The organism is Ideonella dechloratans, assembly GCF_021049305.1.
GTDB lineage: Bacteria > Pseudomonadota > Gammaproteobacteria > Burkholderiales > Burkholderiaceae_C > Ideonella > Ideonella dechloratans.
In genome coordinates, this window is record NZ_CP088081.1 from 3,384,033 (window position 1) to 3,397,375 (window position 13,343).

Below are 13,343 nucleotides of genomic sequence, written 5' to 3' on the forward strand. Positions count from 1 at the left end.
GCTGCGTCAGAGCGCCACCTGGCGCACACCCACGGACAGGCGGCGCGCGAGCCAGGCGAAGCCCAGCTCGGACAGGGTGGTGAAGGCCAGGTACATGAGCGCGGCCGCGGCGTAGAACAGGAAGGGCTCGCGGGTGGCGCCCGCGGCCTGGCCGGCCCGGCTCATCATGTCCGACAGGCCGATGACCGAGACGATGGAGGTGCTCTTGATCATCACCAGCCAGTTGTTGGACAGGGCCGGCAGGGCGTGGCGCAGCATCTGCGGGCCCACCACGCGGGTGAGCACCTGGCGACGGTTCATGCCGTAGGCCAGGGCGGCCTCGCGCTGGCCCGGCGGCACGGCCAGGAAGGCGCCGCGCAAGACCTCGGTGAGGTAGGCCCCGAAGATGAAGCCGATGGTCAGCACGCCGGCGATGAAGGGGTCGATGTCGATGTAGTCCCAGCCCTGGGACTCGCCGATCTTGTTGACCAGCATCTGTCCGCCGTAGAAGACCAGCAGCATGACCACCAGATCGGGCACCGCACGCACGAGCGTGGTGTAGGCCGTGGCCGGCCACTGCAGCAGGCGCCAGCGCGAGAGCTTGGCCAGCGCCCCGGCCAGGCCCAGCACCAGGGCGATGGCCAGCGAGGCGGCGGCCACGCCCAGCGTCAGCAGCGCGCCCTGCAGCAGGCTGGCACCGTAGCCGTGCAGCATCGTCCGTCCCCTCCCTGGCCGCGGCGCTTACTTGCCGTAGATGTCGAAGTCGAAGTACCTGGACTCGACCATCTTGTAGGTGCCGTTGGCGCGGATGGCCTGGATGGCGGCGTTGAACTTCTGCTGCAGCGCGGCGTCGCCCTTGCGCACCGCGATGCCGGCACCCGCACCGAAGAAGGCGGGATCGTCCGGCGGCGTGCCCAGCACCGCGAAGCCCTTGCCGGCCGGGGTCTTCAGGAAGCCCAGGTTGGCGGCCACGGAGTCGCACACGGTGGCGTCGATGCGGCCGGCGGCCAGGTCCAGGAAGACCTCGTCCTGCTTGCTGTAGCGCACGATCTCGCTGTCCTTGTAGGTGGCGGTGGCCCAGCGGTCGTGGATGGAGGTGCGCTGCACGCCGATCTTCTTGCCCTTCATCGCGGCGGGCGAGATGTCATGCGGCAGGCTGCCCTTGCCCACCATCCAGGGCGGGGTGTTCTGGTACTTGTCGCTGAAGAGCACCGACTTCTTGCGCTCCTCGGTGATGGCCATCGAGGCGATGATGGCGTCGAACTTGCGCGCCTGCAGGGCCGGGATCATGCCGTCCCACTCCTGCTGCACCAGGGTGCACTCGGCCTTCATCTGGGCGCACAGGGCCATCGCGATGTCGATGTCGAAGCCCTTGAGCTTGCCGTCGGTGCCGACCTCGGAGAACGGGGGGTAGGCCCCTTCCACCCCGATGCGGATCTTCTTCCAGTCCGGGGCCTGGGCGGAGGCGGCCAGGCTGGCCGCGGCCAGCAGCAGTGCGGTGAGGAGATGGCGGCGTTGCATGGTGGGGAACTTCTCCTGGGAAGCGTGGAACGGGCGCGGGGGTGGGGGCCGGTCAGTGCGGCGCCCAGGGCGTCGTGAAGGGACGCGCCATGCGCACCGGGATGATGTCCAGGTACAGATTGGACACACTGTAGTCGTCACCCCCGAGTTCGTCAGAGTACCAGCCCACCGTGTCCGGCCCCTTGTACAGGCGGAACTGGAAGGCCAGGTCGGCCCGCTTGTCCGAGGCCGGCGCCAACGGGTCGAAGGTCAGGCCGCGCACTTCCTGCAGGCTGCTGTCGATCAGGTAGCCCATGGCATTGACCAGGGCGGTGTCGCCCAGCATGTCGGTGTTGTAGAGCGGCGTGGCGTACTCGGGCTTGTAGCCCTTGGCATGGGGGTCCAGCAGGGTCCCGCGCTGCTTCCAGTCCGAGGGCGTGATGCGCCGGGTGCCGACGTTGTAGCTGTCGCCCCGGTCCAGGTAGGTCAGGCGGGCGCCGGTCACGTTCAGGGCATCGATCTGATCGTTGGTCTGCACATCGTTGAGGTCCACCAGCAGCGCCCCCTTGGCACCGATGACCTCGATGTCGTCGCCGTGCACGATGGCGGCGCTGTTCTCGTCCACGCCCAGCCCCAGCTTGTAGCCCTTGGCCAGCATCAGCGGGATCATGCGGCCGAAGCGGCCCCGCTTGAGGAAGTGCTGGTCCACGAACAGGTTGGAGCCGACGAAGCCCAGGCCGCGGTCGACCTCCTTGCCATCGCGCAGCTGCCCCTTCATCACCCCGATCACGCTGGGGGCGTCGCGGAACATCACCGAACTCATGATGGCCGCACCCGCCGAGGTGCCGGCTACCACGCCGCCGCGCCGGTAAACGTCCCAGATGGCCTCCAGCATCGGGGTGGACTGCCCGCCGGGTGCGAAGGTGTCGACGATGCGCTCCTGCGCGCCGCCGGAGAAGAAGATGCCGTCGGCGTTGTTGACCATGTCCAGCAGCGCCTTGTCACGCACCGCCCGGTTCAGGTCCACCCATTTCAGGGCCGGCGCCACCGGCAGCACATCGGCATTGGCGCCGTGACGCTCCAGCAGCTCGGACAGACGCCGGCCGGTCTTGTCGGGTGATTCGGAGGCGGTGGCGAAGACGATCCAGTGCGAGCCCTTGCCGCCCGACAGGGCCACCATGCGGCTCCAGATCTCCTCGTTGTCGGCCTTGAGCGCCCCGCCGATGATCACGGCGAAGCCCTGGGCCGGCGTGACCGGCTTGGACGCGGGCGCCGCCTGGGCCAGCCAACCGGTGCAGGCCAGGGTCAGCGCGGCGAGTGCCTGCCGCCGGGACAGTCGTTCGAACAGGGAGGAGGGTCGCATGGAGGGAAGTGCAATCGCCAGAGAAGCCTTGGGGGCATCTTGGCACCGACCGCCCGGGCCGGCCACCCCGAATCCGGCAAAGCGGTGCGATTGCAAAAAAGAATGTCGCTTGCCCGCAAACCCCGGTCCGGCCGGGGCGCCGCGGCGTCTGCCCGCCACAGGCAGTTGCCACAGCGCGACGCCAAGTTGCGCTTTCGCGACGGCTTGATGACAGTCCCGTGGCGCGGCGGGCCCTGCTTCCTAGACTCGCAGCAACCCACAGCCACCCCACAGCAACACAGGCTTCACGCAGCCTTCGGAGGGATTCCATGGCCCGCACCGTGTCGGCACACCGCCGCCAACGCCCCCCCGCCACGCGCCCGCGCGCTGGCGTTCTCGCCGTCCAGGCCGCCTTGCTGTCGCTGGCCGCGCTGCCGCTGGCCAGCCAGGCCCAGAGCACCCCGGACGCACCCCAGCGCATCGAGATCACCGGCTCGGCGATCAAACGCATCGACGGCGAGACCGCGCTGCCGGTGCAGGTCATCACGCGGGAGGAGATCGACAAGGCCGGGCTGACCACGGCCTCGGAGATCGTGGCGCGCCTGAGCGCCTCGGCGGCCAACCTGACCGATGGCGGGAGCATGTCCTACGGTGGCTTCCGCGACCAGACGGGCTTCAACGGCGCCAACCTGCGGGGTCTGGGCGTGTCCTCGACCCTGGTGCTGCTCAACGGCCGGCGGATGGCCAACTTCGCCTCGCCGGGCGATGCCTCCGGGGTGGACCTCAACAGCATTCCCGCTGCGGCCATCGATCGGGTGGAGGTGCTGCTGGACGGTGCCTCATCCCTCTATGGCAGCGATGCCATCGGCGGGGTGATCAACTTCATCACCCGGCGCGACTACCAGGGCGCCGAGGTGAATGTCTCCTACGGCGACACCACTGAGGGCGGTGGGGGCAAGCGCACCGCCTCGCTGGCCGGCGGCTTCGGCGACTACGGCCGCGACGGCTTCAACGTCTTCGGCGTGGTGGACCTGCAGCGCACCAACCGCCTCAACGCCAGCCAACGCCAGTTCATCACCGACCTGAAGATCCCGGAGCGCCTGCCCGACCTGCTCTCCAGCGCCACCTTCCCGGGCAACATCCGGCTGAGCTCCGACCAGCGCGACATGCTGATCGCCGACGGCTACTCCAGCAATGGCCACACGGTGATCGACTCCAAGACCATCAACCCGGCCGCCGCCACCGGTTGCAACCCGCCGGCCACGCTCTACCTGCCCGACGGCATCGGTGGCGTGGACGGCTGCACCTACGACTACATGCGGGCCATCGAGCTCTATCCGCAATCCGAGAAGACCAGCGTGTTCGGCCGCGGCGTGCTGGACCTGGGAGGCGGACACCAGGCCTTCTTCGAGGCCTCGATCGCCCGCGCCAGCACGCACTACTCCGGCACGCCGAACCGGATCGACGCGGACATGGACGTCTCCCTGGTGCCCGCCCTGGCCGGCACCAGTCTGGCCAGCCTGCCCGCCGGAGACGAGAACCGCGTCATCACGGTCCGCACCCGCCTGGCCGAAGCCGGCCTGCGCACCAATGAACTGGTGTCCACCGCCCAGCGCTATGTGGCGGGGCTCACCGGCACGCTGGCCGACTGGGATTACGAAGTCGGCCTGAACCACAGCCTCGACGTCGTGTCCGACCGCGACCAGCAGGGCTACCTCAACGAGCAGATGATCCGGGACGGCTTTGCCGACGGCACGCTCAACCCCTTTGGCGCCTCCGATGCGGCGGGCCTGGCCCTGTACGAGGCCGCCCAGATCCGCGGCGAGGTGCGTCGCTCGGTGGGCATGATGGACAGCATCGACGCCCGCGTCAGCCGCCCGCTGATGAAGCTCGAGGGCGGCGATCTGGCCCTGGCCCTGGGCTCCGAGTTCCGGCGTGAACGCCAGCGCTTCCACCAGTCCCAGCCCCTGGCCGACGACGTGATCCTGGGCGAGACCTCGCAGGGCACGGAGGCCGACTTCGGCCACGCCCGCAACGTGGCGGCCCTGTTCACCGAAGTGAATGCCCCGGTGACCAGGCAGGTCGAGATCACGACCGCCCTGCGCTACGAGAAGTACCAGGGCACCGGCAGCGCCACCAGCCCCAAGCTGGGGCTGAAGTACCAGCCACTGCCCGAACTCGCGCTGCGAGCCTCGGCCGGCAAGGGCTTCCGCGCCCCGAGCATGTCCGATCTCTACCGCCCGGTGACCGAGGGCACGGCGGCCACCCTGGTGGACCCGGTGTGCATGGCCCAGGATCCATCCAACACCGTGACCGACTGCTCGGACACCTGGACCACCTACGAGTACAGCAACGCCAAGCTCAAGCCCGAGTACTCGCGCCAGTTTTCGCTGGGCGCCGTGATGGAACCCAGCCGCCACCTGAACGTCAGCGTGGACTACTGGAGCATCCAGAAGAGCAATCTGATCAGCACGCTGGGTGCCGACGTGATCCTGGCCAACCTGGACAAGTACGGCAGCCTGGTCCACCGGGACGGGGACGGCTGGATCGATCACATCGACCTGGTCAAGGAGAACCGCGGCAAGCAGCGCATCTCGGGCCTGGACCTGGAGTTCAATCTCAAAGGGATCGAGACCGGCATGGGCACCTTCGGCCTGCGCCTGAACGGCACCTGGACCCTGAATTCCAAGCAGCAGACGGGCGATGGCGACCCCTATGTCAGCAACCTGGGTCACTTCGTCAACGACGGCGTGGTGCAACGCTGGCGACACACGCTGTCGCTGGACTGGGAGCAAGGCCCCTACAGCGCCACGCTGTCCAACAGTTACCTGTCGGGCTACACGGACCAGACCATCGTCGGCAAGCCGGACCGCCGGGTCGGCGCCTACACACTGTGGGACCTGACCGGAGCATGGACCGTGACCGAGGCCTTCACCGTGCGTGGCGGCGTGAAGAACCTGTTCGACACCGCGCCGCCCTTTTCGCAACAGGCCTGGTTCTTCATCTCCGGCTACGACCCGAGCTACACCGACCCGCGTGGCCGCTTCCTCTACGTGGGCGCCCAGTACAAATTCAAGTGACGCCCTGAGCGTCTCTGAAAGCCCGGCCCCGCAGCGACCCTGCGGGGCTTTTTCATGCTCAAGGCTTCTGGGGGGCGCGGGTCGCGGCCAGCAGGCGCTTCTTCTCGTCCAGCCCCAGCCCGTGGTTGACGAACTGGAAGGTGGCCACCTTGGACAGGTCCACCTCGCCGGGCTGGTAGAGGCCCGCGCGCACCATCTTGTCGTAGAAGTCGCGGATGCGCTCGGGCTTCATCGCGCCGATGCCCTGCGTCAGGCTGTCGCCGCTGTCCACGATGCCCAGCGTCTTCATCAGGGCCACCGACTGGTCGATGGTGCCCTGGTCCATCTCGGGGTTGTCCTTGAGGATCAGGGCATCGGCCCCACGGCGGTCGCCATAGAGGTAATGCACCCAGCCTAGGATGGACGCCTCGACGAAGCGCTTGACCAGATCCGGCCGCTTCTGCACCGTCTCGACCCGCGTCTCGATCGTCGTGCTGTAGGTGCTGTAGCCGTGGTCGGCCAGCAGGAAGGTCAGCGGCGTGAAGCCGCCCTGCTTGCGGATGCTGATGGGCTCTTCGACCGCATAGCCCTGCTGGATGCTCTTCGGGTTGGCCAGGAAGGGGCCCAGGTTGTAGTTGTAGGGCCGCAGCTGCTCGTCCTTGAAGCCGTGCTCGGCCTTGAGCCAGGCCCACCAGGAGAACTGCGCATCCTTGGCGATGTAGGCCACCGGCGCCTTCTTCAGGTCCTCGAAGCGCTGGTAGCCCTGGCCCGGGTGGGCCATCAGGGCCTGCGGGTCCTTCTGGAACAGGCTGGCCACGGTGATGACCGGCACACCGTTCTTCACATTGTCGAAGCTGTGCAGCAGGTTGCCGGTCATCAGGAAGTCGATCTTGCCGGCCGGCAGCAGCGGCCGGTTGTTGACCTGCGGCCCGCCCTGGCGGATCTCCACCGCCAGACCGTAGCGCGCATAAGTGCCATCGGCCAGCGCCTGGTAGAAGCCACCGTGCGCGGCCTGCGCCTTCCAGTTGGTGGCGAAGACCACCTTGTCCTGCGCCGCGGCCGGGCCTGCGGCCAGCCCACCGGCCACCAAGGCCCCGGCCCACACCAGGGCCGCCTGGGCCCGCCTACGCGTCATCGTCATCGCCGCACTCTCCTGAGGGTCCTGATGGCGCCGCATGGTAGCGACCTCCCCTTGGGGATGGCGGTGGTGGGGCCTTGCCGCACGCCTCAGCGCGTCCAGTCCTCGCTGTGCTGCCACAGCGCGCGGGCCAGTTCGGCATCGCGGCCGGCCGGGCTGGGCTGGGCGGGAGCGCCGTCGCTCCAGTACAGGCCGCTCTGCCCGGCCAGGGCCGGCGCGCTGGCACACAGCAAAGGCGTGCGGGCGCCCTCCTCCACGGTGATCATGCGGCGCAGCCAGTGGAACAGGGGGCGCAGCGGCGCCGGCAGGGTGCGCCAGATGTCCGAGGCCACCACGCCGGGATGCACGGCATAGGTGGAGATGCCGGTGCCGGTCAGGCGCCGCCCCAGCTCGGCGCTGAACAGCAGGTTGGCCAGCTTGGACACGCTGTACTCCGCCACGCCGGTGGCCGTGCGGGTGGGCTGACGCAGCTGCTCGAAGGGGATGCCGTTCACCCGCCGATGCGCCCGGCTGGCCAGGGTGACGATGCGGGCCGCCCCGCTGGCCCGCAGGGCCGGCAGCAGACGCTGGGTCAGCAGGAAATGGCCCATGTGGTTCACGCCGAAGGCCATCTCGAAACCCGAACGGGTCAGCCCCCGCGCCCCGGCCAGACCGGCGTTGTTGACCAGCAGGTGCAGCGGCAGGCCCAGGTCCAGGAAGCGCTGGGCGCAGTCCCCCACCGAGGCGAAGTCTCCCAGCTCCAGCGGCAGCCAGGTGGCGGACCGGGCCCCCGGCAGGGCATCGATCTCGGCCAGCACCTCGGCCGTGCGTTCGGCGCTGCGGCAGGCCAGGAAGACACGCGCGCCCTGGCGGGCCAGCTCGCGGGCCATCACCCGGCCGATGCCGGTGTTCGCGCCGGTGACCAGGGCCACCTGGCCGGCCAGGGGAAGAGAGGAGGTGTCGGTGTTCATCGTGGCCCGCAGGCTAGCCTCGCCAGATGACAGCTCATCCGTGATCCGGGCGCTTCAGGGTTTCGCCCAGGTCACCGTGTGTATCGCGCGGTATCGCGGCGGTTCAGCCACGCTCGCTGTCATGCCAGCGCCGCAGCAGCAGGCGCCCCAGCGCCTCGAAGCCCAGGTGGATCAGCACGCCGGTGGCGGCCACCAGCACCAGGGCCGCGAACATCCTGGGGATCTCGGTGCGGAAGGCCGCCTCCAGGATGCGCGAGGCCAGACCGGTGTTGCGCCCGGCGGCGCCCGCGGTGAACTCGGCCGCCACCGCGCCGATCAGGCTCAGTCCGCCGGCGATCTTCAGCCCGGTGAGGAAGTAAGGCAGTGCCGAGGGGATGAGCAGGAAGCGCAACGTCTGCCAGCGGCTGGCGCCATACAGACGGAAGAGCTCGCGCAGGCCGGCGTCGGCGCTGCGCAGACCCGCCAGGGTGTTGGCCAGCAGCGGAAAAAAGGCCACGATCCAGGCGCAGACCAGCACGGTGGCCTCGGCGCTGTCGGTGAGGATCATGATCAGCGGCGCCACCGCGATCACCGGCGTGACCTGCAGCACCACCGCGAAGGGGGTGAGGCTCCATTCCAGCCAGCGCGAGAGCGAGAACAGCGTGGCCAGGCCGACGCCCCCCACGCAGGCCAGGGCCAGGGCGGTGGCGGTGATGCGCACCGTCACCCACCAGCTGGCCATCAGCGAGCCGAAGTCCGCGTGCAGGGCCTGCAACACCCGCCAGGGGCCGGGCAGCAAATAGGGCGGGATGTCCCAGAACCACACCGCCCCCTGCCAGGCCGCCAGCGCCAGCAGCACGGCCAGGGTGGGCGCCAGCCAGCGCCCCACCCCGCGCGGTGGCGTGGGCTCAGCCAAGCGCCGGCTCGCCGGCGGCGCGGGCCAGCGACTCGCTCAGGCGGGCACAGGCCGCGGTGAAGGTCTCGCTCTGGCGGAAGGCCGCCGTGCGGTGCGCCGGGCCGTCGATCAGCACCTCGTCGACGATGCGCCCCGGACGGGCCCCCATCACCAGCACGCGCTGGCTCAGGAACACCGCCTCGTAGACGCTGTGGGTGACGAACACCGCCGTGAAGGCCGCTGGCGCCGCGCCTTCGGGGCGCCACAGGTCCAGCAGTGCCTGGTTCAGGGCGAAGCGGTGGATCTCGTCCAGCGCCGCGAAGGGCTCGTCCAGCAGCAGCAGCGCCGGCCGGGTGACCAGGGCGCGGGCGATGGAGGCGCGCATCTTCATGCCGCCCGACAGTTCACGCGGCATGGACTGGGCGAAATCCTGCAGGCCCACCCGGGCCAGCGCGGCCCGCGCGGCCTCGGCCCGCGGCTCGGCGGCCACGCCCTGCAGGCGCAGCGGCAGCTCGACATTGCTCTGCACATCGGCCCAGGGCATCAGCGTGGGCTCCTGGAACACGAAGCCCGTGTCGCGGGCCGGCCCGCGGGTGGGCTCGCCCGCACGCAGCACCTGGCCCGCGCTGATCGGGTCCAGTCCCGCCAGCACACGCAGCAGGGAACTCTTGCCGCAGCCCGAGGGCCCCAGCAGGCTCACGAACTCGCCCGGGGCGATCCGCAGGTCCACGCCCTGCAGGGCCTGCAGGCCGGTTTCGTAGCGGCGGTCCACCGCCTTCAGTTCGATCAAGGGAGAAACAGACATCACGGGCGAGACTGTACGCGACATGGGAAGATGACCGCCGATGCCCACGCTGGAGGTCGTGCCCGACCACTTTCCGCACGCGAGCGATCGCGCCAGCTTCCGCCGCCCGGCCGCGCTGCCGGGGGTGGAGCTTTATCGCGCACGCATCGTGCATCACCGCTTCGACCCGCACGCCCATGAGGGCTATGGCCTGGGCGTGATCGAGGCCGGGGCCGAGCGCTTCCGCTACCGCGGCCGCGAGCACGAGGCCGCGGCCGGAGCGCTGGTGCTGATGCAGCCCGGCGAGCTGCACACCGGCGCGCCGGCCTGCGCGCAGGGCTGGACCTACCGCATGCTCTATCTCGATGAAGCCGTGCTGCGACAGCACCTGGGCGAGGACGCGCCGCTGTGGCACTTTCGCACGGCGGTGCATGAAGACGCGCGGCGGGCCCGCCAGTTCGGCCAGAGGCTGGGGGCCCTGTGGGCGGCCCAGGAGGAAGGTGACCTGGCCGCCCAGGAGGACCACCTGGCGCACGGCCTGAGCCTACTGGCGCCACTGACCCAGGCTGCGCCGCCCACCGCCGAGCGCGGCGGCTTCGCCAGCCTGCAGGCCCGCCTGCGCGAGGCCCTGGCCCACCCCTGGCGGCTGGCGGAGATGGCGGCCCTGGCGGGCATGAGCCCCAGCCATTTCCAGCGCAGCTTCAGCGCCCGCCACCAGGTCAGCCCACACCAGTGGCTGATGGCCCAGCGCCTGGCCGAGGCCAAGCGCCTGCTGGCCCAGGGCCAGCCCGCGGCCACCGTGGCGGCGGCGGTGGGTCTGGCCGACCAGGCCCATCTGACCCGGCGTTTTGCCGCCATGTACGGCACCACGCCGGCGCGCTACCAGCGCGAGATCGGCCGGCGACCGCGCACTTGAGGTCGGCGTCGCCGGCTCAGCGCACCGGCTCGTCGCTGGGCAGCAGCACCGCCACCGCAGCCTCGCACACGGCGCGGGTCAGGGTCGCGGCCACCGGCAGGCCCTGGCGGCACTGCCAGTACAGGGGCACACCCAGGGCCTGATCGGGCAGCAGTTCCACCAGCCGGCCCTGGTCCAGCAGCGGGCGCACCAGCGGCTCGGGATTCATGCCCCAGCCCAGGCCGGCCGCGCTGGCTTCCACGAAGGCCTGGGTGGAGGGCAGCCAGTGCGTGGCCAGTGCCGGCACCGCAGCCTCGTCACCCAGCACCCGGGCCACCCATTGCTGCTGCAACCGGTCCTGGCGGTTGAAGGTCAGGCAGGGCGCCCGGGCCAGGGCCTGGGCATCCACCCCGGCCGGGAACCAGCGCGCCAGATAAGCGGGGCTGGCGGTGGCCCGGTAGACCAGGGTGCCCAGGGGCACGCTGCGGCAGCCCGGCACCGGCCTGTCCAGCGCGGTCACGGCGGCCACCACCTCGCCGCGGCGCAGGCGCTCGGCGGTGTGCTCCTGGTCCTCCAGGCTGATGTCCAGCAGCAGGGATTCCTCGTCGGCCATGCGGGCAGCCGCCGCGACGAACCAGGTGGCCAGGCTGTCGGCATTGACCGCCACCGGCAGGGTCACCCGGGCCCCGGGCGAGGGCCCCGGGCCGGGCAGATCGGCGGCCAGCGCGCGCTCCAGCAGCGCCACCTCCTCCAGGTGGCGGCACAGGCGGGCGCCGGCCTCGGTGGCGCGGGCCGGGGTGTCGCGCACCACCAGCACCTGGCCGGCGCGCTCCTCCAGCAGGCGCACCCGCTGGGAGACGGCCGAGGGCGTGAGGTGCAGGGCCCGCGCGGCGCGCTCGAAACTGCCCTCGCGCAGCACGGCGGCCAGGGCTTCGAGCAAGGTGTAGTCGTACATGGTGAAGGACCTGGATCAGGGCCCGTGGTGAAGGCGCCTTCAGCCCCGCTTCATCGGCTGAAGCAAGTCTAACTGGCCCCCGGCGCGCCGCCCGGGCATGCTGCGCCCCCATGCTGTCGAACGCCCTCTCCTCCGCCCTCGCTCCGGCCCTGCCCCCGAGCTCGCTGGGCGCCGCCGCCCTGAACGGGCTGGCCCTGTCCCTGGGCCTGATCGTCGCCATCGGCGCGCAGAACGCCTTCGTGCTGCGTCAGGGCCTGCAGCGGGCCCATGTGGGCCCCGTGGTGCTGGCCTGCGTGGCGGCCGATGCCCTGCTGATGGCCGCCGGCGTGGCCGGTCTGGCCGGCCTCATCGGCGACCACCCCGGGCTGGCCCGGGCCCTGGCCGCGGCCGGCATGGTGTTCCTGGTGGCCTACGGGCTGCGGGCCCTGTGGGCGGCGCGGCGTCCGGGGGGCCTGCAGGCCGGCCGGGGCGCCAGCCTGAGCCGACGCCAGGCCCTGCTGCAATTGGCCGGCTTCACCCTGCTGAACCCGCATGTCTACCTGGACACGGTGCTGCTGGTGGGCTCGGTGGGCGCCCAGCAGCCGGACTGGGCCGCGCGCGGCGCCTTCGTGGCCGGAGCGGCCGGCGCCAGCGCGCTGTGGTTCACCACCCTGGGCTATGGCGCCCGCTGGCTGGCCCCGGTCTTCGCCCGCCCGCGCGCCTGGCAGGCCCTGGACGCCCTGATCGGCGCGGTGATGCTGGCCCTGGCCTGGCAGCTCTGGCCGCTGGCCCTGCCGCCGCAGGCCTGAGCAAGACGGTACAAGACCGCCCCGGCCGGCCTGCGTAGACTGCGCGCCCATCATGTGGATCGGAACCCTGTTCGCGCTGGCCGCCGGCCTGATGTGGGGCCTGGTGTTCGTGGGGCCGCTGTGGCTGCACGACTACCCGGCCGTGCTGCTGTCCTTCGGCCGCTACCTGGCCTTCGGCCTGATCGCCCTGCCGCTGGCCTGGCTGGACCGCACCGAACTGCGGCGGCTGCGGCGCGCCGACTGGCTGGAGGCCGCCAAGCTCTCGCTGGTGGGCAACATCGTCTACTACCTGTTCCTGGCCTCGGCGCTGCAGCGCGCCGGTGGGCCGCTGCCGACGATGATCATCGGCACCCTGCCGGTGGTCATCGCGGTGGTGTCCAACCGCCGCAATGCGCGGCGCGACGGCCTGCTGCCCTGGCGCCGGTTGGCCCCGTCGCTGGTGCTGATCGGCGCCGGCCTGGCGCTGGTCAACCGGGCCGAGCTGGCCCACTTGCGGGCCGATCCCGCGGCCGACCTGGGCCGCTACGCCCTGGGGGCCATGCTGGCCCTGGGCGCCGTGGCGGCCTGGACCTGGTACCCGGTGCGCAACGCCGACTGGCTGCGCGCCCATGCCGACCGCAGCCCGCGGGCCTGGGCCACCGCCCAGGGCCTGGCCACCCTGCCGCTGGCCGCGCTGGGCTATGCGCTGACCTGGCTCGGCTTCGGTGTCGCCCAGCCGGACTGGTCGATGCCGCTGGGCCCCCGCCCCCTGCCCTTCGTCGGCGCCATGCTGGTCATCGGCCTGCTGGCCTCCTGGCTGGGCACGCTGTGCTGGAACGAAGCCAGCCAGCGCCTACCCACCGCCCTGGCCGGTCAGCTGATCGTCTTCGAAACCCTCTCGGCCCTGGCCTATGCCTACCTGCTGCGCCAGCAGCTGCCACCGGCGGCCACCCTGGCCGGCGTGGGCCTGCTGGTGGCCGGCGTGGTGTGGGCGCTGCGGGTGCGGCCCGTGGCGGTGCCGGCCCATTGATCGAAGTCAGAGCCCGGGCTGACGCTGCGCTCAAGTGAACGGTCGTGCCGGCCGATAACGGAACGTGGCG

At 71.0% G+C, this 13,343-nt stretch carries 12 protein-coding genes; 4 read left to right on the forward strand and 8 right to left on the reverse strand.

Translation table 11 applies throughout. From position 1 onward, the window contains the following. Nucleotides 1–6: 6 nt before the first annotated feature. The 3 genes from LRM40_RS15785 to LRM40_RS15795 are packed head-to-tail and all read right to left on the reverse strand — an operon-like array spanning nt 7 to nt 2,842. Complete coding sequence (locus tag LRM40_RS15785; RefSeq protein WP_151124911.1) at nt 7–693, reverse strand: ABC transporter permease; 687 nt, start codon at nt 691–693, stop codon at nt 7–9. 27 nt (nt 694–720) lie between these two features. After that, entirely contained in the window at nt 721–1,500 is a 780-nt protein-coding gene (gene aotJ / locus LRM40_RS15790; RefSeq protein ID WP_151124910.1) for an L-arginine-binding protein AotJ, read from the reverse strand. Between the two features lie 52 nt (nt 1,501–1,552). Beyond that, the gene (locus LRM40_RS15795; RefSeq protein WP_151124909.1) at nt 1,553–2,842 is read right to left on the reverse strand and encodes a cyanophycinase; all 1,290 of its coding nucleotides are present in this window, start codon (nt 2,840–2,842) and stop codon (nt 1,553–1,555) included. Between the two features lie 308 nt (nt 2,843–3,150). Between LRM40_RS15795 and LRM40_RS15800 the strand changes: the two genes are divergently transcribed. Then, complete coding sequence (locus tag LRM40_RS15800; protein ID WP_151124908.1) at nt 3,151–5,901, forward strand: TonB-dependent receptor; 2,751 nt, start codon at nt 3,151–3,153, stop codon at nt 5,899–5,901. Between the two features lie 58 nt (nt 5,902–5,959). On the opposite strand, the gene LRM40_RS15805 is transcribed toward LRM40_RS15800, so the two are convergent. The 4 genes from LRM40_RS15805 to LRM40_RS15820 all read right to left on the reverse strand — a co-directional run bounded on the left by LRM40_RS15805 (nt 5,960) and on the right by LRM40_RS15820 (nt 9,632). After that, nucleotides 5,960–7,021 (reverse strand): ABC transporter substrate-binding protein, encoded by a 1,062-nt coding sequence (locus tag LRM40_RS15805; protein ID WP_231067589.1) that lies wholly within the window; start codon nt 7,019–7,021, stop codon nt 5,960–5,962. 86 nt (nt 7,022–7,107) lie between these two features. Further along, nucleotides 7,108–7,968, reverse strand: coding sequence for an SDR family NAD(P)-dependent oxidoreductase (locus LRM40_RS15810; protein WP_151124907.1), 861 nt, complete (start codon nt 7,966–7,968; stop codon nt 7,108–7,110). Nucleotides 7,969–8,071: 103 nt separating this feature from the next. Then, nucleotides 8,072–8,863 (reverse strand): ABC transporter permease, encoded by a 792-nt coding sequence (locus LRM40_RS15815; RefSeq protein WP_151124906.1) that lies wholly within the window; start codon nt 8,861–8,863, stop codon nt 8,072–8,074. Next, nucleotides 8,856–9,632 carry an ABC transporter ATP-binding protein gene (locus tag LRM40_RS15820; protein ID WP_310739990.1) on the reverse strand — a complete coding sequence of 259 codons (777 nt, stop codon included), beginning with the start codon at nt 9,630–9,632 and terminating at the stop codon, nt 8,856–8,858. Before LRM40_RS15820 ends, LRM40_RS15815 begins: the two co-directional genes overlap by 8 nt. Before the next feature lie 55 nt (nt 9,633–9,687). Between LRM40_RS15820 and LRM40_RS15825 the strand changes: the two genes are divergently transcribed. Next, complete coding sequence (locus tag LRM40_RS15825; RefSeq protein WP_151124904.1) at nt 9,688–10,542, forward strand: AraC family transcriptional regulator; 855 nt, start codon at nt 9,688–9,690, stop codon at nt 10,540–10,542. 16 nt (nt 10,543–10,558) lie between these two features. Here LRM40_RS15825 and LRM40_RS15830 read toward each other — a convergent pair whose 3' ends face one another. Further along, nucleotides 10,559–11,476 (reverse strand): LysR family transcriptional regulator ArgP, encoded by a 918-nt coding sequence (locus LRM40_RS15830; RefSeq protein ID WP_151124903.1) that lies wholly within the window; start codon nt 11,474–11,476, stop codon nt 10,559–10,561. A 110-nt stretch (nt 11,477–11,586) separates the two neighbouring features. Between LRM40_RS15830 and LRM40_RS15835 the strand changes: the two genes are divergently transcribed. Beyond that, nucleotides 11,587–12,264 carry a LysE/ArgO family amino acid transporter gene (locus LRM40_RS15835; RefSeq protein ID WP_151124902.1) on the forward strand — a complete coding sequence of 226 codons (678 nt, stop codon included), beginning with the start codon at nt 11,587–11,589 and terminating at the stop codon, nt 12,262–12,264. 52 nt (nt 12,265–12,316) lie between these two features. Beyond that, nucleotides 12,317–13,273: a DMT family transporter gene (locus LRM40_RS15840; protein ID WP_151124901.1), complete on the forward strand. Its 957-nt coding sequence runs from the start codon at nt 12,317–12,319 to the stop codon at nt 13,271–13,273. The last annotated feature ends 70 nt before the right edge of the window (nt 13,274–13,343 follow it).